General features: G+C 72.0%; 19 protein-coding genes and 1 riboswitch. Of the genes, 5 read left to right on the top strand and 14 right to left on the bottom strand.

Going from position 1 to position 21081, the window contains the following annotated elements:
* Positions 1-72 precede the first annotated feature (72 nt).
* Positions 73-278, top strand: a riboswitch (cyclic di-AMP (ydaO/yuaA leader).
* A gap of 3 nt (positions 279-281) precedes the next feature.
* Positions 282-1277, top strand: a complete 996-nt coding sequence (locus ACQPZP_RS40385; protein WP_433474884.1) for an NlpC/P60 family protein — start codon at positions 282-284, stop codon at positions 1275-1277.
* Positions 1278-1545: 268 nt separating this feature from the next.
* Here ACQPZP_RS40385 and ACQPZP_RS40390 read toward each other — a convergent pair whose 3' ends face one another.
* Positions 1546-1776: a LuxR family transcriptional regulator gene (locus ACQPZP_RS40390; protein ID WP_067629094.1), complete on the bottom strand. Its 231-nt coding sequence runs from the start codon at positions 1774-1776 to the stop codon at positions 1546-1548.
* A gap of 417 nt (positions 1777-2193) precedes the next feature.
* Between ACQPZP_RS40390 and ACQPZP_RS40395 the strand changes: the two genes are divergently transcribed.
* Both ACQPZP_RS40395 and ACQPZP_RS40400 read left to right on the top strand, forming a co-directional pair.
* Complete coding sequence (locus ACQPZP_RS40395) at positions 2194-3288, top strand: LacI family DNA-binding transcriptional regulator (RefSeq protein ID WP_433474885.1); 1095 nt, start codon at positions 2194-2196, stop codon at positions 3286-3288.
* A gap of 57 nt (positions 3289-3345) precedes the next feature.
* A complete protein-coding gene (locus ACQPZP_RS40400) occupies positions 3346-4563 on the top strand; it encodes a cytochrome P450 (RefSeq protein WP_433474886.1) in 1218 nt (405 codons plus the stop codon).
* Here ACQPZP_RS40400 and lysX read toward each other — a convergent pair.
* Both lysX and ACQPZP_RS40410 read right to left on the bottom strand, forming a co-directional pair.
* Positions 4550-6004 (bottom strand): bifunctional lysylphosphatidylglycerol synthetase/lysine--tRNA ligase LysX, encoded by a 1455-nt coding sequence (gene lysX, locus ACQPZP_RS40405; protein ID WP_433479757.1) that lies wholly within the window; start codon positions 6002-6004, stop codon positions 4550-4552. The two genes, ACQPZP_RS40400 and lysX, sit on opposite strands and share 14 nt — an antisense overlap.
* Before the next feature lie 32 nt (positions 6005-6036).
* A complete protein-coding gene (locus tag ACQPZP_RS40410; RefSeq protein WP_433474887.1) occupies positions 6037-7014 on the bottom strand; it encodes a LysR family transcriptional regulator in 978 nt (325 codons plus the stop codon).
* Between the two features lie 106 nt (positions 7015-7120).
* Here ACQPZP_RS40410 and ACQPZP_RS40415 point away from each other — a divergent pair, with 106 nt between their 5' ends.
* Entirely contained in the window at positions 7121-8305 is a 1185-nt protein-coding gene (locus tag ACQPZP_RS40415) for an MFS transporter (protein WP_433474888.1), read from the top strand.
* Here ACQPZP_RS40415 and ACQPZP_RS40420 read toward each other — a convergent pair.
* The 11 genes from ACQPZP_RS40420 to ACQPZP_RS40470 form a co-directional block, all read right to left on the bottom strand.
* The gene (locus ACQPZP_RS40420; protein WP_433464914.1) at positions 8280-9062 is read right to left on the bottom strand and encodes a type III pantothenate kinase; all 783 of its coding nucleotides are present in this window, start codon (positions 9060-9062) and stop codon (positions 8280-8282) included. The two genes, ACQPZP_RS40415 and ACQPZP_RS40420, sit on opposite strands and share 26 nt — an antisense overlap.
* 14 nt (positions 9063-9076) lie before the next feature.
* The gene (gene nadC / locus ACQPZP_RS40425; protein WP_433474889.1) at positions 9077-9934 is read right to left on the bottom strand and encodes a carboxylating nicotinate-nucleotide diphosphorylase; all 858 of its coding nucleotides are present in this window, start codon (positions 9932-9934) and stop codon (positions 9077-9079) included.
* Positions 9931-11559 (bottom strand): L-aspartate oxidase, encoded by a 1629-nt coding sequence (locus tag ACQPZP_RS40430; protein ID WP_433474890.1) that lies wholly within the window; start codon positions 11557-11559, stop codon positions 9931-9933. The genes nadC and ACQPZP_RS40430 overlap by 4 nt, the downstream gene beginning before the upstream one ends.
* Before the next feature lie 91 nt (positions 11560-11650).
* Complete coding sequence (gene panD / locus ACQPZP_RS40435; RefSeq protein ID WP_433474891.1) at positions 11651-12067, bottom strand: aspartate 1-decarboxylase; 417 nt, start codon at positions 12065-12067, stop codon at positions 11651-11653.
* Complete coding sequence (gene panC, locus ACQPZP_RS40440) at positions 12067-12927, bottom strand: pantoate--beta-alanine ligase (protein WP_433474892.1); 861 nt, start codon at positions 12925-12927, stop codon at positions 12067-12069. Before panC ends, panD begins: the two co-directional genes overlap by 1 nt.
* Positions 12928-12944: 17 nt before the next feature.
* Positions 12945-13922, bottom strand: a complete 978-nt coding sequence (locus ACQPZP_RS40445) for a Rossmann-like and DUF2520 domain-containing protein (protein WP_433474893.1) — start codon at positions 13920-13922, stop codon at positions 12945-12947.
* Positions 13923-14029: 107 nt separating this feature from the next.
* Positions 14030-16525 (bottom strand): ABC transporter permease, encoded by a 2496-nt coding sequence (locus ACQPZP_RS40450; RefSeq protein ID WP_433479758.1) that lies wholly within the window; start codon positions 16523-16525, stop codon positions 14030-14032.
* Positions 16525-17298: an ABC transporter ATP-binding protein gene (locus ACQPZP_RS40455; protein WP_433474894.1), complete on the bottom strand. Its 774-nt coding sequence runs from the start codon at positions 17296-17298 to the stop codon at positions 16525-16527. The genes ACQPZP_RS40450 and ACQPZP_RS40455 overlap by 1 nt, the downstream gene beginning before the upstream one ends.
* 279 nt (positions 17299-17577) lie before the next feature.
* Positions 17578-17874, bottom strand: a complete 297-nt coding sequence (locus ACQPZP_RS40460) for a chaplin family protein (protein ID WP_433474895.1) — start codon at positions 17872-17874, stop codon at positions 17578-17580.
* Between the two features lie 167 nt (positions 17875-18041).
* Positions 18042-18734, bottom strand: coding sequence for a response regulator (locus ACQPZP_RS40465; protein WP_433474896.1), 693 nt, complete (start codon positions 18732-18734; stop codon positions 18042-18044).
* Between the two features lie 22 nt (positions 18735-18756).
* Complete coding sequence (locus ACQPZP_RS40470; protein WP_433474897.1) at positions 18757-19926, bottom strand: sensor histidine kinase; 1170 nt, start codon at positions 19924-19926, stop codon at positions 18757-18759.
* A 121-nt stretch (positions 19927-20047) separates the two neighbouring features.
* Between ACQPZP_RS40470 and ACQPZP_RS40475 the strand changes: the two genes are divergently transcribed.
* Positions 20048-21073 carry an SAM-dependent methyltransferase gene (locus tag ACQPZP_RS40475; RefSeq protein ID WP_433474898.1) on the top strand — a complete coding sequence of 342 codons (1026 nt, stop codon included), beginning with the start codon at positions 20048-20050 and terminating at the stop codon, positions 21071-21073.
* Positions 21074-21081: the final 8 nt, after the last annotated feature.

Here is a 21081-nt window from a genome sequence, read left to right on the forward strand (position 1 = left end):
TCGCATGTTCTGGTTGGCATCCAATGCGGGTTCCGTTAGTGTCCATCGCTGACGTCGGCCGACCGCAGCACCGAGGCCGAACCGCCGAGTCCGCGGGACGCAACCAGCGCCCCGGGGAGCCGGGGACCCACTTTCGGAACGTTCGGGGGATCGCCCCCGAGCGGACGAACCGAAAGGGGTGAATCCGCAGCCGCGTGTGAAGTATTCGCGCGCCCGCGGACGGGCTCCTCCGGCCCGAACCCGTCAGCTAACCCGGTAGGCGGACAAGGAGAGGAGAATTCGTGGAGCGATCGCGGACTGCTTCCCGTTCACGATTCCGCGGCCGCGCGGCCACCCTGGCCGGCGCGTTCATCGTTCTTTCAGCGGCCCCCCACGCGATCGCCCCGCACACGATCGCCGTCGCGCACGCCGACCCCGAGCCGTCCACCAAGGAGCTCAGGTCCAAGGCCCTCAAGCTCGCCGACCAGCTGGAGCAGCTCACCGAGCAGTACAACGGGCTGAAGGTCAAGCTCGCGCAGTCGCAGCGCGCGGCCAAGGTCGCCACCGAGAACGCCAAGCGGCAGGAGAAGTCGCTGGAGGCGATCCGGCAGAAGGTCGGCTCGCTCGCCGCGACGAGCTACATGCAGGGCGGCTCCGACCCCGCGGTCTCCTTCGTCGCCTCGCAGGACCCGCAGGCCGTCCTCGACCAGGCCGCCACCCTCCACTACTTCGCCAAGCAGGACAGCACCCAGGTGCTCGGCCTGATGCAGGCCATGCAGTCCGCGCAGCGGGCGCGCAAGTCCGCCGAGGCGCGCGCCTCGCAGGTGAAGGGCCTGCGGACGCAGCTGGAGTCGCAGCGCAAGAAGGTCACCGACACCTACGAGAAGGTCCGCGGCAAGCTCGTCGACAAGGACCCCACCCAGCTGACCAAGCTTCCCGTCGTCGGCACCGGCAAGGCGGCGCAGGCGCTCCGGTACGCGATGGGCAAGATCGGCCGCCCGTACGTGTGGGGCGCCGCCGGGCCGACCACCTTCGACTGCTCCGGCCTGACGATGTGGGCCTACAAGCAGGTCGGCATCAATCTGCCGCACTACACCGGCAGCCAGTGGAACGCCGGCACGCACGTGTCGCGCAGCGAGCTCCAGCCGGGCGACCTCGTGTTCTTCTACTCCGACCTCCACCACATGGGCATGTACGTCGGCGACGGCAAGATGCTGCACGCGCCGCAGACCGGCGACGTCGTGAAGATCGCTCCGATGGACGGGCGCCCCTTCGCCGGCGGCGTGCGCGTGGCCTGACCCCCGGACCTCCGCCGGAAGCGGGCATCGTCCCGCCCGCCCGAGCCGAGCGACCGGGACCGGGTGCGTCCGTTCTGAGCGCGTCCGTCCTGAGCGCCCGGATGACCAGGATCTCTGACCCGAATGCCGTCCGCGGCGACGCCCCCTGCAGGGACCTACCTGTCAGGTTGCCGGCGCCGCCGCTGCGGGGTCGGACGGGATTCGGATGAGCCGCCTGGTTTTCGAGTGACGCCCGCCCGTCCCCTGGCGAGCGTCGGGGGTGTCACAGCTAGATGAGCTGCCTTCGGGCCGCCCACACCACGGCCTCGATAGGGGTGTTGACCTCCAGCCGGTCGCAGATCGTCCGCAACCGGCGCCGCAAGGTCCGGGCGCTCAATTCCAGCTTGCGTGCCGCCACATCGGCGGTGACACCGCTGGCGATCTGGGCGAGCAGCCGGATCTCCTCCTCGTTCAGCCCGAAATCGTCGGTGCCACGACGTGCGAGTGTGGCTGTTTCCACTCCGTCCTCCCTCGTCCGTGGTGATGACCGCGGGGATGCAGCCGTCCGCTGCACAGGCACGGGGTTGGCCTTGATCTGTACGCGCGTTGGGTTGCCGGGTCCGGAGCCCTCCGGACTTAGATCATCGGGTTCCTTTTCTGTCTCACGAGCTTGGCCGGAGGTGGCCGCATGGCCGATTGCAGGGGTGTACGGGGGAACTCCGGGTGACGATTCAGGCGTTGGCCTGCCGAGGGAGACGGGATGAGGTCGCCAGCCATCCGCACCCGCCCCTTCTCGCCGGACCCGCCGATCTCCCAGTGAACGAAGATCGTGAATCGTTTCAAGCTACGCTTCGGCTCGGAACGCTAGGCGGCCGGATCCGGCCCGTCAAGCGCCATTCAACGGCAATATGCGCCCGATTGGTCACAATGCGTGACAGTGCATTCGGCGCCACAACATGCAAAACTCCACTACCTGGGAAAACGCCCCTGGGCCGGGACGAGGAGCAAGTTGCCACAGACCAGTATTCGTGAGGTCGCGAGGCGGGCTGGAGTCTCAGTTGGGACCGTTTCGAATGTCCTAAACCGGCCAGATCTCGTGGCCGAAGCTACCCGTGACCGTGTTCGCGCGGCGATCGAGGAGCTCGGATTCGTCCGCAACGAATCCGCGCGCCGGCTCCGCAGGGGGCCGGAACGCACCGCGGGCGAGTTCGGCGATCAGCCGCGCCGGGCCTTCGGCGTCGTCGTCGAGGACCTGACCAATCCGTACGCGACCGACGTCGCCTACGGCGCCGAGGCGGCGCTCAACGCGGCGGGCCACGACGCCCTGTGGTTCTCCAGCGACCATTCCGCCGCCAAGGAGCGCCGTTCGCTGGAAATCCTGCAGGAGCAGCGCGCCGCCGGGGTCCTGATCATCCCGGTCGGGCTGGGCGGCCGCGACATCTCCCGGCTCCGTGCCGCGGGCATGAGCGTGGTGCTGATCGACCGGGACGCGTCCGACGCCTGCTCCGCCCAGGTCGACCACGTCGCGGGCGGTGAGATCGCCGCCGCGCACCTGCTCGGCATCGGCCGCAGGCGGATCGCCTTCGTGACCGGCGTTCCGGAGCCGCAGCCCTGCGTCGAGCGCCGCGCCGGAGCGGCCCGCACGATCGCCGAGGCGGGCCTCGGCAAGCCCTCGACCGTGATCCGGGACGGGCTGAGCCCGACCGCGGGCCAGGCGGCGGCGCACCAGATCATGGCGCTGTCGCCGCGGCCGGACGGCGTGTTCTGCGCCAACGACCTGCTGGCCATCGGCCTGATCAACGAACTGACCCGGCTCGGCGTCCGCGTCCCCGAGGACATCGCCGTGATCGGCTACGACGACATCGAGCTGGCCGCGAGCGCCGCCGTCCCGCTGACCACGATCCGGCAGCCGCGCCGCGAGCTCGGCTGGGAGGCCGCCGAGCTGGCGATGGCCGAGATGAGCGAGGGCGAGTCGCACCAGCACCGGCAGGTCGTCCAGCGGCCCGATCTCGTGATCCGGGAGAGCGCCTAGCGGTTCCGTCCGCCGACGCTATTGACAGTCCGTCTGAGATTCGGGTGCCCTGGGGACATGGCCGATGGGACGGGACAGGCGGGTGCGGCGGCGATTCTCGGGTTCGATCCGGGCGATCCGGCTTTCCGGGCCGACCCGTACGCGCATTACCGAACGCTCGCGGCGGGCGGGCGGAGTCTGACGCGAACGGACGTCGGGCTGCGCGTCACCACGTCCTACGAACTGAGCGAGCGGGTGCTGCGCGACCCGCGGTTCGGGCACCGTCCGGAGGGCGGCGAGCCGTGGCGCGGCTCCGTGGCGCGGAACAGGTCGTTCCTGACCATGGATCCGCCGGATCACACCCGGCTGCGGCGGCTCGTCAGCAAGGCGTTCACGCCCCGCCTCGTGGAGAGGCTCCGGCCCCGGGTCGAGGAGCTCGTCGACGAACTGCTGGAGGACGTCTCCGGCGAGGTCGACCTGATCGCCACCCTCGCGTATCCGATCCCCGTCATCGTGATCAGCGAGATGCTCGGCGTCCCGCCCGAGGACCGCGACCTGTTCAAGGGCTGGTCGGACAGCCTCGCGCGCGGGCTCGACCCCGACTTCCTGCTGCCGGAGGCCGAGATCGCGCAGCGAGAGGCGGCCCGCGCGCAATTCGGGGCGTACTTCCAGGAACTGGCCGCGAAGCGCCGTGCCGAGCCGCAGGACGACCTCCTGAGCGCGCTTGTGAGCGTCTCTGACGGCCAAGACGCCCTCACGGAGGAGGAACTACTCGCCACGTGCGTCCTGCTGCTCGTAGCGGGACATGAGACCACCGTGAACCTCATCGGGAACGGCGCGTTGGCGCTGCTTCGCGACCCAGGCCAATTGGCACTGTTCAGGGAGCAGCCCGGGAACGTACAAGCGGCCGTGGAGGAACTGCTGCGCTACGACCCGCCGGTCCAGCTCACGCTACGGTCCGCCTTGGAAGACGTGGACCTGGACGGGACGCTCCTAGAGCGCGGCAAGCTCATCCTGCTCCTGACCGGTGCCGCCAACCGCGATCCGGCCGTTTTCGAGGATCCGGACCGGCTCGACCTGCTCCGCTACACCGAGGGACGCGACACCCCGAAGCACCTGTCGTTCGGCCACGGCGTCCACTTCTGCCTCGGCGCGCCCCTGGCCCGGCTGGAGGGCCAAGTCGCGCTCGGCAAGCTGTTCGAACGCGACTTGGCCCTCGCCACCGGCGATCTGGTCTACCGGGACAACCTCGTCCTGCGCGGGCTGCGTGACCTTCCGGTCACTATTCGGGCTTGACCAGCGGGAACAGGATCGTCTCGCGGATGCCCTTGCCGGTGAACGCCATGATCATGCGGTCGATGCCGGCGCCCATCCCGCCGGTGGGCGGCATGGCGTACTCCAGGGCGCGCAGGAAGTCCTCGTCCAGCTGCATGGCCTCGGGGTCGCCGCCCGCGGCGAGCAGCGACTGCTCGGTGAGGCGGCGGCGCTGCTCGACGGGGTCGACCAGCTCGGAGTAGGCGGTGCCCAGCTCCGTCCCGAACCCGATCAGGTCCCACTTCTCGGTGAGGAGGGGCTCCTCCCGGTGCTGGCGGGTCAGCGGGGACGTCTCGACCGGGTAGTCCATGACGAACGTGGGCTGGACTAGGGTGTGCTCGACGAGCGCCTCGAAGATCTCCTGGACGAGCTTGCCCTGCCCCCACTTGGGGTCCCAGGAGATGTCGCGGGCGTCCGCGAGCTTGCGCACGGCCTCGATCGGCGTGTGCGGGATGACCTCCTCGCCGAGCGCCTCCGACACCGACCCGTACAGCGTGATCCGCGGCCACTCCGCCAGGCCGAGGTCGATCTCGGTTCCGTCATGGACGACCACCGTGGTGCCGAGGGCGGCGACGACCGCCTTCTGGTACATCCGCTGGGTCAGGTCGGCCATGTCGTTGTAGTCGAGGTACGTCCCGTACGCCTCCACCATCGTGAACTCGGGGTTGTGCGTGGAGTCCGCGCCCTCGTTCCGGAAGTTCCGGTTGACCTCGAAGACCTTCTCGATGCCGCCGACGACGAGCCGCTTCAGGTACAGCTCGATCGCGATGCGCAGGTAGAGGTCCATGTCGTAGGCGTTGATGTGCGTCTTGAAGGGACGCGCCGCCGCCCCGCCGTGGATCGGCTGGAGCATCGGCGTCTCGACCTCGAGGTAGCCCTCCTCGTGCCAGAAGTCCCGCACGGCGCGCACCGTGGCGCTGCGGATCCGCGCCGTCTTCCGGGCCTCGTCGTTGACGATCAGGTCGACGTAGCGCTGCCGGACCCGCGCCTCCGGGTCGGTCAGCCCGGCGTGCTTCTCCGGCAGCGGCCGCAGGCACTTGGACGTGATCGCGAACCGGTCCGCCATGATCGACAGCTCGCCGCGGCGGGACGTGATGATCTCGCCCTCGACGCCGATGTGGTCGCCGAGGTCGACCTCGCGCTTCCAGAAGTCGAGCTGCTCCTGCCCGACCTTGGCCAGCGACAGCATGACCTGGATGTCGCCGGAGCCGTCGCGGATGGTGGCGAAGCACAGCTTCCCGGTGTTGCGGACCAGCATGACGCGTCCGGTGACGCCGGCCTTCTCGCCCGTCTCGGTGCCCGGCTCCAGGCCGGTGTGTTTCGCGCGGATCTCGGCGGTCGTCGCCGTCCGCGGGAAGGTCACCGGGTAGGGGTCGATCCCGCTCTCGCGGAGCCGGTCGAGCTTCTCCCGGCGCACGCGCATCTGCTCCGGGAGCTCGTCGAAGGTCTCGTCACTCACATCGCAAGGCTATCCAGGCCGTCCGGTGCCCCGCGAACGACTTGCGCACTGTCGCCCGGTCCGGGCTGCGGTCCGCCGGAGACGACGGGGCCGAGATCGCGGGCGAGCGCGGCGGCGAGGGATCGGAAGGCGCGGACCCGCGGATCGGGGTCGCCGCGGCGCGTCGCGAGGACGCTGCTGTCCCACGGCGCGTCCACGATGGGGAGGAACCGGACGCCCGGCCACGGGTAGAAGCGCGCGAACGACCGCAGCGCGGACCCGACGCCGCGGCCGGCGGCGACGCTGTGCAGCACGTCCTGCGGGGTGCGCGCCAGGTCGGGGCCGCGCCGCCCGAGCTCGCCGTTCACGGCGGTGGTGAAGTACAGGTAGTCGGTGAACACGGCCGGCGTGCCGTCGGGGACGGCGACGATCGGCAGGTCGAGGACGTCCGCGAGCCGCAGCGCGCCGGCCTCGGTGAAACGGCCGTCCGCCGGGACGCAGACGATCCGCGGCTCGGTGGTGAGCACGTCGCACTCGACCCGGTCGTCGTCCGGCGCGGGGCGTACGAAGGCGACGTCCACCTTGCGCTCGACCAGTGCCGAGACGTGCTCGGTGAAGTCGAGCGGCGCGATGGTCAGCCGGGTGTGCGGCCACGCCCGGCGGAACGCGCGGACGATGGCCGGGGTCAGCTCGGCCGAGCCGTGGCCCATCACGCCGACGCGCAGCGCAGGATCGTCGTCCTCGCGCGGGCCGGCGACGGCGACCGCGGCGGCGTCCACGGCCGCGAGGGCCGCCCGCGCGTGCGGGACGAGCCGTTCGCCCGCCTCGGTGAGCCGCAGCGGGGAGCGTTCCAGCAGGCGGACGCCCAGCTCCCGTTCGAGCCGCTGGACGTGCGCGGTGACCGCGGGCGGGGACAGGAACAGCCGTGCCGCCGCCCGGGCGAACTGCCCCTCCTCCACGACCGCGAGGAAGGAGGCCAGTTCGCGCAATTCCATGTTCGTCACGGTAACTGGCGGTTCGTCCGCTCTTGTCCGCCGGGGGCCGTTCACGAATCGCGAAGCGGCGGCGGGGATCACTTCGCGGGGTCCTAAACAGGAGGTCATGGCAGAGACCCGGTGGTTTCCGATCGCGTCGATCATGTTCGGGGTCGGCTGGGGCGCCAACCAGTTCGCCTCGCTGCTCGGCCTCTACACCGAGCGGCTGCACCTCGGCGGCGGCGCCGCGCAGGCGATGTTCGGGGTGTACGCGCTCGGGCTGGTGCCCGGCCTCGTCCTCGGCGGGCCCGCGTCCGACCGGTACGGCAGGCGCCGCGTCGCGCTGCCGTTCGCGTGCCTGTCCGCGCTGGTCACGCTGGTGCTGATGGCGGGCGTCGCGGCGCCGGGGCTGCTGTACGCGGGACGGCTCCTCGCGGGCGTCGTCACCGGCGCCGTCCTCGCCGCGGGGACCGCGTGGGTTAAGGAACTGACGCCGGTGTCGGGGACCTGGATGACCGCCCTCGCCGTCTCGGCGGGGTTCGGGGCGGGCCCGCTGGTCTCCGCGCTCGTCGCGCAGTGGGCGCCGGATCCGCTGGTCACCGCCTATCTGCCGCACCTGCTGATCATGCTGGTGACGGTCCCGCCGGCCTTCCGCGTGCCGGAGACCCGCGTCCGGCCGGACGGAGGGGCCGTTTCGCCGGAGGGTGCAACCGGGGCCTCCAGGCTGTCGGGCGTCCGGCATCCGGCGTTCCGGCGGACGATCGCGCCGGTCGCGATCTGGACGTTCGCCGCACCGGTCAGCGCGTTCGCGCTGCTGCCGACGCTCGTTCCCGTCCGCCATCTGCCGATCGTGTACGCGGGCGTCATCACCGCGCTCACCCTCGCGTCCGGCATGGCCGCGCAGCCGGTGGCCCGCCGGCTGGAGGCACGGCACCCGCGGCTCGTCGCCCGCGCGGGACTCGGCGCGATCACCGGCGGGCTGCTCCTCGCCGCGCTGACCGTCGCCGGGGATCTGCCCGTCCTCAACGCGGTCACGGCGGTCGTGCTCGGCACCGGGTACGGCTTCGTGCTGACCTACGGGCTCGGCGAGGTCGCCCGCATCGCGGCGCCGAGCGAACTGGCGGCTCTCACGGCCGCCGCCTACGCACTGGTCTATGCGGGAATGTTCTCGCCGCTGTTCCTGACCGTCGTGGCCAGAGCCGTCCCGCTCACCGCGGCCCTGATCGTCATGGCGCTGCTGGCCGCGGCGTGCCTCGCCTACGTCTCCTACGGGACGCGGACGGCCGTCACGGAGTGTTCCGCTCGTAGATGAGGCGGAGGCCGATGAGGGTGAGCCACGGCTCGAACACGTCGATGCTGCGGGACTCCTCCAGGACCAGCGGGGCGAGGCCGCCGGTGGCGATGACCGTGACCTCGTCCGGTTCCTCGGCGAGTTCCTCGGACATGCGCTCGACGATGCCGTCCACCTGCCCGGCGAAACCGAAGATGATCCCGGACTGCAGCGCCTCGACGGTGTTCTTCGCGATCACGTTGCGCGGCCTGGCCAGCTCGATCTTGTGGAGCTGCGCGCCGCGCGACGACAGCGCGTCTATCGAGATCTCGATGCCGGGGGCGATCGCGCCGCCCACGTACTCGCCCTTGGCGGAGACGGCGTCGAACGTCGTGGCGGTGCCGAAGTCGACCACGATCGCCGGACCGCCGTGGGTGTGGACGGCCGCGAGCGCGTTCACGATGCGGTCGGCGCCGACCTCCTTGGGGTTGTCCATCCGGACCGGGACGCCGGTCTTGACGCCCGGCTCCACGATCACCGCGGACACGTCGCCGTAGTAACGGCGGCACATCTCCCGCATCTCGTGCAGGACGGACGGCACCGTGGAGCACAGCGCGATGCCGCTGATGTCGGTCTCCGCCAGCAGCGGGCTCTGCTGGACCAGACCCTGCAGGACCACCGCGATCTCGTCGGCGGTGCGCCGCGGATCGGTGTTGATCCGCCAGTGCTCGATCACCTCGTCGCCCTCGAACAGGCCGAGAACGGTCTGGGTGTTACCGACGTCGATGGTGAGCAGCATCCGGTCCCCGCTGGTCAGGAGAAGTCAAGGCCGATGTCGAACACGCGCGCCGAGTGCGTCAGCGCGCCGACGGCAAGGTAGTCCACCCCGGTCACGGCGACGTCTCGGGCCCGCTCCAGGGTAAGGCCACCGCTGGCCTCGAGCTCCGCCTCCCCCGCCACAAGGCGCACCGCCTCGGTCATCTCGGCGTCGGTCATGTTGTCCAGCAGGATGCTCGTCGCGCCCACCGCGAGGGCCTCCTCGACCTGGTCGAGAGTGTCGCACTCCACCTGGATGTGCAGGGACGGGTACACGGCGCGGATCGCCTCGTACGCCTTGGTGACGCTTCCGGCAGCGGCGATGTGGTTGTCCTTGATGAGGGCGGCGTCCTGCAGGCCCATGCGATGGTTCACGCCGCCGCCGCAGTGCACGGCGTACTTCTGCAAGGCCCGCAGGCCGGGGAAGGTTTTTCGGGTATCGCGGACTTTGGCCTTGGTGCCTTCCATGGCGTCCATCCACCTGCGCGCGGCCGTCGCTATTCCGGACAGGTGTGTGAGGAGGTTCAGGGCCGTCCTTTCCGCCCTGAGGACGGCCCTGGTCGGTCCGCTGACCGAGATGAGGACCTGCCCGGGGACGACCCGGTCACCGTCGGCCGCCCTTGCCTCGTACGCCACGTCCAGTAGTTCGAACACGACGCACGCGACCGGAACACCTGCGACGACACCCTCCTCGCGCGCCCGCAGCTCCCCTGCCGCGGTGTCGTCCGGTGCGAAGATCGGCGTGCTGGTGACGTCGACCTCCCCGTCCTCGGCCAGCGCCGTCCGGACGAGGTTTTCCACAGCCTGTGGATCGAGCCCGGCGGCGCTCAGCCGCTGCGAGAGTTCGGGTGTCATGAGCGCTTTCCTTCCAGACGTTCGTAGGTGGTCGTCAGGGCGTTCCCCGCCAGCCGGGTGACGAGGTGGCCGCGCCACGTCCCGTCCGCACGCTCGGGGAAGTCCTCCCGCCAGTGGCTCCCGCGCGTCTCCTCCCGCCGCCGCGCCGCCGCCACGATCGCGGACGCGACGGTGTGCAGGTTGGTGGCCTCCCAAGCCTCCACGCCGGGCTCCGCGCTCCGGCCGTCCCCGAGCCGCTCCAGCTCGGCGGCGGCCTTCTCCAGCCCTTCCGCTCCGCGCAGCACCCCCGCGTAGGAGGTCATGACCCGCTGAATCTCCCCCCGCGCTTCCGCCCCGAGCAGCCCGCCCGCCCCGAAACGCTCACCGGGAGTGGGGAGGGTGGCGGCTGGATCGCGGGCCAGGGCGGTGGCTATTCGGCCGGCGAAGACGAGGCCCTCCAGGAGGGAGTTCGAGGCGAGGCGGTTGGCGCCGTGGACGCCGGTGCAGGCGACCTCACCGCAGGCGTAAAGGCCGGGGACGGATGTGCGTCCGTACAGGTCGGTGCGCACGCCGCCGCTGGCGTAGTGGGCGGCGGGGCTGACCGGGATCGGCTCCGTCACCGGGTCGATGCCGTGATGCCTGCACACGGCCAGGATGGTCGGGAACCGCGTCTCCCACATCGCCGCGCCGAAGTGCCGGCCGTCGAGGAACATGCGGGACGCGCCGGTCTCGTGCATCCGGTTCATGATCCCCTTGGCGACGACGTCACGCGGGGCGAGTTCGGCGAGCTCGTGGCGCCCCACCATGAAGCGCTCTCCGGCGTCGTCGACGAGGTGGGCGCCCTCGCCCCGGACGGCCTCGGAGATCAGCGGCTGCTGCCCGGTCGCGCCCTCGCCGAGCCAGAGCACGGTCGGGTGGAACTGAACGAACTCCAGATCGGCGACCTCGGCTCCGGCGCGCAGCGCGAGCGCGACACCGTCGCCCGTCGACACCTCGGGGTTGGTCGTGGCGGAGAACACCTGGCCGAGCCCGCCGGTGGCGAGCACGACGGCGCGGGCCCGGACGGCGCCGACGCCGCCCGGCTGGCCCTCGCCCATGACGTGCAGGGTGATCCCGGCGGCGCGTCCGGCGGCGTCCTTCAGCAGGTCGAGGACCAGCGCGTGCTCGATGACCTCGACGCCGGAGTCCTTGAGCTCGGCGAGGAGGGCGCGGCTGATCTCCGCGCCGGTCGCGTCGCCGCCGGCGTGCGCGATGCGGCGCCGGTGGTGGCCGCCCTCGCGGGTCAGCGCGATGCCGTCGCCGGCGCGGTCGAACGCGGCGCCCAGCTCGATCAGCCCGCGGACCGCGTCCGGGCCCTCGGTGACGAGCGTCCGGACGGCGTCCTCGTCGCACAGCCCGACGCCGGCGGTCAGGGTGTCCGCCAGATGCTCCTCCGGCGTGTCGTCGGGCGCGAGCGCGGCGGCGATCCCGCCCTGCGCCCAGCGGGTGGACCCGGCGTCCAGGAGGGCCTTGGTGACGAGCAGGACGCGGCCCTGCGGACGGCAGCGCAGCGCGGCGACCAGGCCGGCGATGCCGGACCCGATGACGACGACGTCGGTTTCGGCGGTCCAGCCGGGTGCGGGGGCGTGGAGAACGGAAGGGATCACTTGGCCCTCCTCCGGGGTCGAGGTTCTCGTCATTATGACTCTAACCCCGGAACGGTCGAACCCCCGGCCCCCCGCCTACGGCCGGAACGGGTCAGCCGCGGACGAGGTCGCCGCGCGTGGTGCCGGTTCCGGGAACGGGCTCGGCAGGGTCGGAGCCGAGCGAGATGATCTTGTTGGACCGGTCGACGTGGACCACGGCGGGGACGAACTCGCGGGCCTCCGCATCGGTCATCTGCGCGTAGCTGATGATGATGACGAGGTCGCCCGGCTGGACGAGGCGGGCCGCCGCGCCGTTGATGCCGATGACGCCGGAGCCGCGCTCGCCCGCGATCAGGTAGGTCTCCAGCCGGGCGCCGTTGTCGATGTCCACGATCGAGACCTGCTCGCCGGGCAGCAGGTCGGCGGCGTCCATCAGGTCCTGGTCGATGGTCAGCGAGCCGACGTAGTGCAGGTCCGCCTGGGTGACCGTGGCGCGGTGGATCTTCGACTTGAACATCGTCCGGAACATCAGTGCTCCTTGCCGAACTGGAGGGGAACGTTGTCGATCAGGTGGGTGGCGCCGACGCGGCCGGCGACGGCGAGGACGGCCGGCCCGGCGTGTGAACCCGCGACCGCCTTGAAGGTCGAGGGGTCGACGAGGACCAGGTAGTCGAGGCCGAGGGGGGGATCGGCGGCCGTGGCCTTGTCGAGGACCGCGCTCGCGGCGGCGATCACGGCGTCCGGGCCCGCGGCGGCGGCGTCCGCCCCGGCGCGCAGGGCGCGCGACAGGGCCAGGGCCGTCTCGCGCTCCGCCGCGGAGAGGTAGCGGTTCCGGCTCGACAGGGCCAGGCCGTCCGGCTCGCGGACGGTCGGCCCGCCGACGACCTCCACCGGCACGTTCAGGTCGGCGACCATCCGGCGGATCATCGCGAGCTGCTGCGCGTCCTTCTCCCCGAAGATCGCCACATCGGGGCGGACGAGGTTCAGCAGCTTCAGCACGACGGTGAGCATCCCGTCGAAATGGCCGGGCCGCGCCGCGCCCTCGACGACCTCGCCCATCGGCCCCGACTTGATCGTGACCTGCGGCTCGCCCGGGTACATGACCTCGCGGCCCGGCGCGAAGACCAGGTCCACGCCCTCGGCCGCGCACGCTTCGAGGTCGGCGGCGAACGTCCGGGGGTACAGGTCGAAGTCCTCGCCCGGACCGAACTGGAGCGGGTTGACGAAGATGCTGACCGCGACCGTGCCGGCCCGCCGCCCGGCCTGGCGGATCAAGGACAGGTGCCCCTCGTGCAGCGCACCCATGGTCGGGACGAGCGCCAACGTGCCCTCGACCCGCGACCGGGCCTCGGCCAGCTCCTCCCGCGTCCGCACGACGACCGGTGTCAAGTCCGTCCCCTTCCTCGTCAGTCGGCCAGTGCTTCGAGGAGCCGTTCGGCGTCCTCGGGCTTGAGCAGTCCGGCGCCGAGGGCCCGGTCGGCGGTGAGGCGGGCCAGCGCCACGTAGGCGCGGCGGCTCTCCGGCGACACCTTGGCCAGCTCCGCGACATGGCCGGCCACCGTGCCCGCGTCGCCGCGGGCGACCGGACCGGTGAGGCCGTCGATGCCGAGCCGGAGCCCGTTGTCGAGGGCGGCGCCGAGCAGCGGGCCGAGCATCCTGCCGGGTTCGGCGACGCCGGCCCGGCCCAGCAGGTCCATCGACTCGATGACCAGCGTGACCAGGTGGTTCGCGCCGCCGGCCAGCGCCGCGTGGTACAGCGGGCGGGCCTCCTCGGTGATCCAGACGGGCTCGCCGCCCATCTCCAGGACGAGCGCCTCCGCGACCGGCCGCAGCGGCTCGGGGGAGGTCACGCCGAACGAGATGCCGGTGAGCCGGTTCACGTCGTCCGGACGTCCGGTGAACGTCATCACCGGGTGCAGGGCCAGCGGCAGCGCGCCCGCACGGGTGAGCGGGTCCAGGACGGCGGTCCCGTACCGCCCGCTCGTGTGCATGACGAGCTTGCCGGTGACCGGGACTCCCGCGGAGACCAGGCCCGCGGCCAGTTCGGGCAGCTCGTCGTCCGGGACGGTCAGCAGCACCAGGTCGGCGACGGCGACCACGTCCGGCGGCGGGGCCGTGTCCGCGCCGGGCAGGCGATCCTCGACACGGGCACGCGACCGTTCGGAGACGGCGGCCGCGGCGACCACGCGGTGGCCCGCGCGGGACAGCGCGGCGCCGAGCGCCGTGCCGACGCGGCCGGCGCCGACGACGCCGACCGCGAGCCGGGCGGGCCGGTCCGCCGGGTTCTCCGGCTCGTTCTTCCGGGCGCCGTGGGGGGCCGTCCCCCCACCGGGGCCCGGCCCGTTTCCGGGCGCGCCGGAAGGGGGCGTGACCTGTGGGTCCATCGGTTTCGTTCCAGTCCTCAGGTAGGTACCGGACGTGCGCGCACCAGGGTACCCGCGGGACCCGGCCACGCGGCCCGGTAGGTGACGATCGTCACCCCGCCCCCCATTCAGTCATGCGCGAGGGACTCCACGATGGACGTCTTCGCGGCGCGCCGCGCCGGCATCACCGCGGCGACCGTCCCGGCGGCGCCGGCGAGGACGACGAACCCGGTCACCTGGAGGTAGGGCAGCGCGAAGATCGAGTCGGCCGCCATCGCGTGCGTCGCGGCCCAGCCGAACGCCACCCCGAGGACGACCCCGGTGAACGCGCCGATCACCGCCATGACCAGCGCCTCGACGGACAGCATGCGGCGGAGCTGGCGCTTGGTGAGGCCGAGGGCGCGCAGCAGCGCCGACTCCCGCGTCCGCTCCACGACCGACAGGGTCAGCGTGTTCGCGATGCCGAACAGCGCGATGACGATCGCCAGGCCGAGCAGCCCGCCGAAGATCATCAGCATCATGTCGATGGCCTTGGTCATCGTCTCCTCGAACTCGGCGGAGGACGCGACCTTCGCCGCGGGGAAGGGGCGCGCCGCCTCGTCCACGGCCCTGCGGGCCTGGGCGGCGGGGATGTCGTCGCGGGTCTTGACGTAGATCCCGGCCGGGTCCCGCACGCCGAAGTACCGGGTGAAGTCCGCCTCCGGGACGAGGACGCCCTCGAAGTTGCCGCCCGCCGCGTACACGGCGGTGATCTTGACCGGGACGGTGCCGTGCGCAGTCCTGACCTGGAGGGTCTGCCCGAGGCCCCGGCCGGCCGCCTTGGCCGTCTCCGCGTCCACCATCGCGGTCCCCGGCTTGAGCGCGGCGGCGAGCGTCCCCTGCTCCATGTCGGGTTTCAGGATCGTGCCGAGCGCCGACGTGGTGATCGTCTCGATCTCCTCGTCGTCACCGCCGACCTTGGTGTCCTCGCTGCGCGTCTCCACGACGCCGGTGACCTCGGGCCGCTTGCGCAGCGCCTCGGTGAGCGCGTGCGGGAGCGTCCCGTCGAAGTCCTGCGTCCGGATCTGGAACTGGACGGGGAACTGCTCCTCCAGCTTGTGCGACGCCGTCGCCTTTCCGCTCGCCGCGACCACCGCGAACAGGCTCATCAGCCCGACTCCCACGGTCAGCGCGATCGTCGTGGTCGCGGTGCGGCGTGGCGCGCGCTGCGCGTTCGCCACGGCCAGCCGTCCCGGGACGCCGCCGAGCCGCGCCGGCGCCGCGCCCGCGAGCCGCCCGAGCGGGCGGACGAGCGCCGGCATCGCCGCGATCACGGCGAGGAAGAAGACGCCGCCGGAGAACGCGACCATGTACATCGCGGTCTCGCCCTTCTCCATGACGACCGATCCGAGCACCCCCAGGGCCAGGCCGGCGGCGCCGAGCAGAACGGCGATCACGGTGCGCGGGAGGCCGAGCCGGAACCGTCCGCTGCCGGGCTCCAGGTCGGCGCGCAGCGCGGCGACCGGTGCGACCCGGGTGGCGGCGCGGGCGGGCAGCAGCGCCGACAGGACGGTCACGACGATGCCGACCAGCAGGCCGATGACGATCGTCCGGACCGCCAGGGACGGCCCGGCGACGGACACGTTCGCGTCCAGCCTGTTGACCGCGACCAGCGCGCCCTCCCCGAGGCCGACCCCGGCGAGGAGGCCGAGCACCGAGCCGACCAGGCCGACCACGGCGGACTCGGCGACCACCCCGCCGAACACCTGCCTGCGGGTCGCGCCGACGCAGCGCAGCAGCGCCATCTCCCGCATCCGCTGCGCGATCAGGATCGAGAACGTGTTGTAGATGACCAGGGCGGAGACCAGCATCGCGACCAGGCCGAAGATCAGCAGCCCAGTTCGGATGATCTTCGTGTCGGCGCCCGCCGCCCTGGCGAGCCGCGCGCCCAGCTCCTCGCCCGTGTACACCTCGTACGAGCCGCCCGCGGCGGCCTTGACGGCGGCCTCGCTCCCGCCCGCGACGTCGAGCTCGCGGTAGGTCTTCTCGCCGGTCATCAGCATCGCGGTCGCGGAGTCGAAGCCCACGGCGCCGCGGAAGCTCGCCTCCTGGTCGATGCCGAAGTCGACCAGCCCGACGACCTTGAACCTGTGCGGCCGCTCCTTCTTGTCGAGGACGGTCACGGTGTCGCCGACGGTGTAGCCCTCACGCTTGGCGACCTCGGTGTCCAGGACGGTCTCACCGCCGCCGGACGGGGGCCGTCCCTTGTCGACGTCGTAGCGCAGCAGCCGTCCCGACGGCACGGACATGCCGACCGTGGGGAAGTCGCCGACCGCCTTGCCGTCCTTGCCGACCAGAGCGGCATCGCCCTGCACCAGGCCCTGGACGTCCGTCACACCGGGAAGGGCGCGGACCTCGCCGAGCAGGTGCGTGGGGACGCCCTTGTCCGGGTCGTCGTCATTGGGCAGTACCGCGAAGTCGACCTTGTCGGCGGACTTCGCGAACGTCTTGGCGACGCCCTTGTCCATCGTGTCCGTCAGGACGAACGTGCCGGAGATGAAGCCGACGCCGAGGGTGATGGCCACCGCCGTCAGCAGCAGCCGCAGCTTGTGGGCGCGCAGGCCCGCGAGAGTCGTCCGCAGCATCACGCCCCCAGGCTCTTGAGGCGGTCGAGGACGGTGTCCGGGGTGGGCTGGAGGATCTCCGACACGATCTCCCCGTCCCGCAGGAAGACCACCCGGTCGGCGTACGAGGCGGCCACCGGGTCGTGGGTGACCATCACGATCGTCTGCCCCATCTCGCGGACCGAGGCGCGCAGGAACCCGAGGACCTCGGCGCCCGCACGGGAGTCGAGGTTGCCGGTCGGCTCGTCCGCGAAGATCACCTCGGGGCGGGCGACGATCGCGCGGGCGCACGCCACCCGCTGCTGCTGGCCGCCCGACAGCTCGCTCGGACGGTGCCCGAGCCGGTCGCGCAGACCCAGCGTGTCCACGACCCGGCCGAACCACGCCCGGTCGGGCTTGCGCCCGGCCAGTTCCATGGGCAGCAGGATGTTCTGTTCGGCGGTGAGCGTCGGCAGCAGGTTGAACGCCTGGAACACGAACCCGACGCGGTCGCGGCGCAGCATCGTCAGCTGCCGGTCGCCCATCCCGGTGATCTCGGCGTCGCCGAGCACGATCCGCCCGGCGGTGACGGTGTCCAGCCCGGCCAGGCAGTGCATCAGCGTGGACTTCCCGGACCCGGACGGCCCCATGATCGCGGTGAAGGCGCCCCGCGCGAAGCCGACGCCGACCCCGCGCAGCGCGTGGACGGCCGCGTCACCCGACCCGTACACCTTCGACACGCCCTCGGCGGTGACGGCCGGCGGTACCGCCGCGGCCGGGGCTCCCCCGGGCGGCTCGGCGAACGTGCTGGTCACGGTGACTCCTTCGCGGTCGTGGATGATCGGGCTCCACGCTAGGAACCGGCGCCGTCCCTGCCATCGGCCCGCGGGCCACGCTCCGCGTCACTCTCACGACTATCGAGCGGGCCCCCGTACGACCTGAGTCGTACGGACCCGTCCCCCCTCCCACCGACCCCGGCGCGCGGGCGGCGCGCGCGGGGATCGCGGCTCCGTCGCCCGCACACGCCGAAGCGCCGGAGACAACGCAGGTCTCCGGCGCCTCGGCGACGGGCCTCAGGCCCGTCCTGTGTCGTGTCAGTGCCCGAACTTGACGGACGAGCCGCCCTTGCACTTGGCGCTGGCCCCGCCGATGACGGCGACGGCGTTGCCGCAGACGTCCACCGGCACCGAGATCGGCGCGATCACCTGGGTCCCGTTCAGGATCCCGAAGTTGTCGCTGGTCTTGTTGTGGCTGAACAGGTCGTCGTGACCCTTGCCGTGGTGGTGGCCGTCGCCACCGCCGTAGGCGGCGGCGTAGGCGGGCGTCGCGGCCAAGGCCGAGCCGGCGACAGCGAAGCCGAGGATGCCGGTGGCGGCAAGCTTCTTGAACACGAGAGTCCTCCCGTACGTGGGCTTAGCAGGCCCGATCTGACATTTGCCGACGTCCGCCCGCTAAGACGGCGTCGCGTACGGTAGTTACCCAGCTACTCTCAGGTAGACCAATAGCGAACACCACGCTGAAGGCAAAAAGTCACCACGGAGTAATCAATACGTTACGCTTAGTGGCCACTTTGGCCGCTTTTCACCAGGCCTGTCTCGTAGGCGAACACGACGGCCTGCACCCGATCGCGCAGGCCGAGCTTCATGAGGATCCGCCCCATGTGGGTCTTCACGGTCGCCTCGGAGACGTACAGCCGGCCGGCGATCTCCGCGTTCGACATCCCCCGCGCGACGAGGCGCAGCACCTCGCCCTCCCGCTCGGTCAGGCTCTCCAGCGCGCCGCCCGCCTTCTCCTCCGCGTCCGGCAGATGCACGGCGAACCGGTCCAGCAGCCGCTTCGTCGTGCTCGGCGCCACCACCGCGTCCCCCGAGTGCACCGCCTTGATCGCCTCGATGAGCTGGGCCGGGCCCGCGTCCTTCAGCATGAACCCGCCCGCGCCCGCCTTGATCGCCGCGAACGCGTACTCGTCCAGGTCGAACGTGGTCAGGATGACGACCTTCGGCCCGGACTGCGCCACCACCCGGCGCGTCGCCTCGATCCCGTCCATCCGCGGCATCCGGACGTCCATGAGCACCACGTCGGCCCGTGTGCCGCGCAGCAGCTCCAGCGCCTGCACGCCGTCACCGGCCTCGCCCGCGACCTCGATGTCGGGCTGCGCGTCCAGCACCATCCGGAACCCGGCCCGCACCAGCTCCTGATCGTCCACGAGCACCACCCGGATGGGCGCCGCCACGTCCTCGGCCTCCGTCATGCACCCTCCCTGCAGGCTCCGCTCATGCCGCGACCTCCTCGTGCACCGGAATCCGGGCGACCACTTCGAAGCCGCCGCCGACGCGCGGGGCGGCGCGGACGGTGCCGCCGTACACGGCGACGCGTTCGCGCATCCCGGCGAGGCCGTGGCCCCGCCCGTCGTCGGGGGCGGCGGCGCCGCGGCCGTCGTCGTCCACCCGGATCTCCAGCGCGTCCTTCGCGTACCGCAGCCGGACGGACACGGCCACCCGCGGGCCTCCGTGCTTGAGCGTATTGGTCAGCGCCTCCTGGACGATCCGGTAGACGGTGAGCTGGCGTCCCTCCGACATGTCCGCGGGCGTCCCGTCCACCTCGTACGTCACCGCCAGCCCGGACGCGCGAACCTGTTCCACCAGGTCGTCCAGCTGCGCCACACCCGGCTGCGGCGCGAACACCCCCGCGTCGTCGTTCTCCCGCAGGACGCCGAGGAGCCGCCGCATCTCCGCCAGCGCCAGCCGTCCCGTCGAGGAGATCGTGTCGAGCGCCTGCCGGGCCCGTCCCACATCGGTGTCGATCGCGTAGGACGCGCCGTCCGCCTGCACCACGATGACGCTGACGTTGTGCGCCACGACATCGTGCAGCTCGCGGGCGATCCGCGCGCGTTCGGCCGCCATGGCCACCTTGACCTCGTTGTCGCGCTCGCGCTCCAGCCGCTCGGCCCGCTCCTCCACCGACCGCAGGTACGCACGGCGCGTGCGCATGTGCATGCCGAGGATGTACACACCCGCCACCAGGACCGTCAGCATCACGAACGTGAACTTCCGGTCGTCGGCGCCGGACGGGTAGCGGAAGGTCGCCATCCCCGCGCCCGCCTCGGCGGTCAGCGCGGCCGCGAGCCCCCAGCGGAACGTGAATCCGGCCGTGACCGTGTAGAGGCACATCAGGACGGCGATGTTCGCGGGCACCGGGATCACCCCCAGCACGCACTGAACGAAGGAGATCAGCGCGACCACGCCGAACATCGTCCTGGGGAGCGTCCGGCGCAGCACGAGCGGCGCTGCCAGTGCCGCCGTCAGCAGCACGTAGCGTGCATTGTCGATCTGGGCGGAGCCCCCCAGCAGCGAGGGCAGCGACACCAGCAGGACCGGCAGCGCGAAGAACGCGTCGACGAGCGGCCTCCTACGCCGCAGCCACTCCCATGCGCTCGCCACCATGCCGAACAGCGTACGTACCCGCCGGTCGGTCCGAGATCGGCCGCAGGTCGGACGCACGTCCACCGCAGGGATGGCCCGCAGTGCCCGTCCCGAGGCCCTCGCCCACGGTAACGTCACAGTCGTGGAGTCGGTGATTTCCGGATGGCTGACATGGCGCACCGCGATGGAACGGGCGCTCTACGGGGAGGAAGGCTTCTACCGGCGCGGGGAACGCCCCGCCGAGCACTTCCGCACCTCGGTGCACGCCTCGCCGCGCTTCGCCGCCGCCATCGCCCGGCTGCTGGTCGAGGTCGACGCGCTCCTCGGGCGTCCCGGGCGGCTGGACGTGGTCGACATCGGCGCCGGGTCCGGACGCCTGCTGAGCAGCGTCCTTGCCGATGTGCCTCCCGAACTGGCCTCCCGCCTCGTGCCGACGGCGGTGGAGATCGCGCCGCGGCCCGACGGGATCCCGTCCCAGATCATCTGGCGTCCGGACCTGCCCGGCCGCATCACCGGGCTCGCCGTCGCGAACGAGTGGCTCGACAACGTGCCGCTGGACGTGGTGGAACGCACCCCGGACGGCGTCCGGACCGTGCTCGTCGAACCGTCCACCGGCACCGAACGCCCCGGCCCCCCGCCGACCGACGAGGACCGGGACTGGTTAGAGCGCTGGTGGCCGCTGCGCGAACCGGGCGACCGCGCCGAGATCGGACATCCGCGCTGCGCCGCGTGGGCGTCGGTCGTGGGACGGATGTCCCGCGGTCTCGCGCTCGCGGTCGACTATTCGCATTCGCGTGAGGCCCGTCCCGTGTACGGGACGCTGACCGGCTACCGGGACGGCGCGACCGTCCCCGCCGTCCCGGACGGATCGTGCGACGTCACCGCCCATGTCGCGCTCGACGCCTGCCGCGTCGCCGGGGAGCGCGCCGGCGCGACGTCCACCCTCCTGACCACGCAACGCGACGCCCTGCGCGCCCTCGGCCTGTCCGGCACCCGCCCGCCGCTGGACCTCGCCCGCCGTGATCCCGGCGCCTACCTCGCCGCCCTCTGCCACGCCGGGGAGGACGCCGAGCTGACCGACCCGTCCGGCCTGGGCGGCTTCGGCTGGCTCACCCAGACCGTCGGCATTCCGATCCCCGCCGCCCTCACGCCTTGCCAGAGGGCCTGAGCGGACGC

This window comes from Spirillospora sp. CA-142024 (assembly GCF_050942325.1).
Lineage (GTDB): Bacteria > Actinomycetota > Actinomycetes > Streptosporangiales > Streptosporangiaceae > Spirillospora.

Bases quoted from the DNA above. Each gene is read 5' to 3' on its own strand.
- ACQPZP_RS40470 (WP_433474897.1), bottom strand. From the start codon at position 19,926: ATGGTGGCGAGCGCATGGGAGTGGCTGCGGCGTAGGAGGCCGCTCGTC.
- panD (WP_433474891.1), bottom strand. From the start codon at position 12,067: ATGTTCCGGACGATGTTCAAGTCGAAGATCCACCGCGCCACGGTCACC.
- ACQPZP_RS40415 (WP_433474888.1), top strand. From the start codon at position 7,121: ATGGCAGAGACCCGGTGGTTTCCGATCGCGTCGATCATGTTCGGGGTC.
- ACQPZP_RS40410 (WP_433474887.1), bottom strand. From the start codon at position 7,014: ATGGAATTGCGCGAACTGGCCTCCTTCCTCGCGGTCGTGGAGGAGGGG.
- ACQPZP_RS40420 (WP_433464914.1), bottom strand. From the start codon at position 9,062: ATGCTGCTCACCATCGACGTCGGTAACACCCAGACCGTTCTCGGCCTG.
- ACQPZP_RS40450 (WP_433479758.1), bottom strand. From the start codon at position 16,525: ATGCTGCGGACGACTCTCGCGGGCCTGCGCGCCCACAAGCTGCGGCTG.
- lysX (WP_433479757.1), bottom strand. From the start codon at position 6,004: ATGCGCGTGCGCCGGGAGAAGCTCGACCGGCTCCGCGAGAGCGGGATC.
- ACQPZP_RS40400 (WP_433474886.1), top strand. From the start codon at position 3,346: ATGGCCGATGGGACGGGACAGGCGGGTGCGGCGGCGATTCTCGGGTTC.
- nadC (WP_433474889.1), bottom strand. From the start codon at position 9,934: ATGACACCCGAACTCTCGCAGCGGCTGAGCGCCGCCGGGCTCGATCCA.
- ACQPZP_RS40465 (WP_433474896.1), bottom strand. From the start codon at position 18,734: ATGACGGAGGCCGAGGACGTGGCGGCGCCCATCCGGGTGGTGCTCGTG.
- ACQPZP_RS40445 (WP_433474893.1), bottom strand. From the start codon at position 13,922: ATGGACCCACAGGTCACGCCCCCTTCCGGCGCGCCCGGAAACGGGCCG.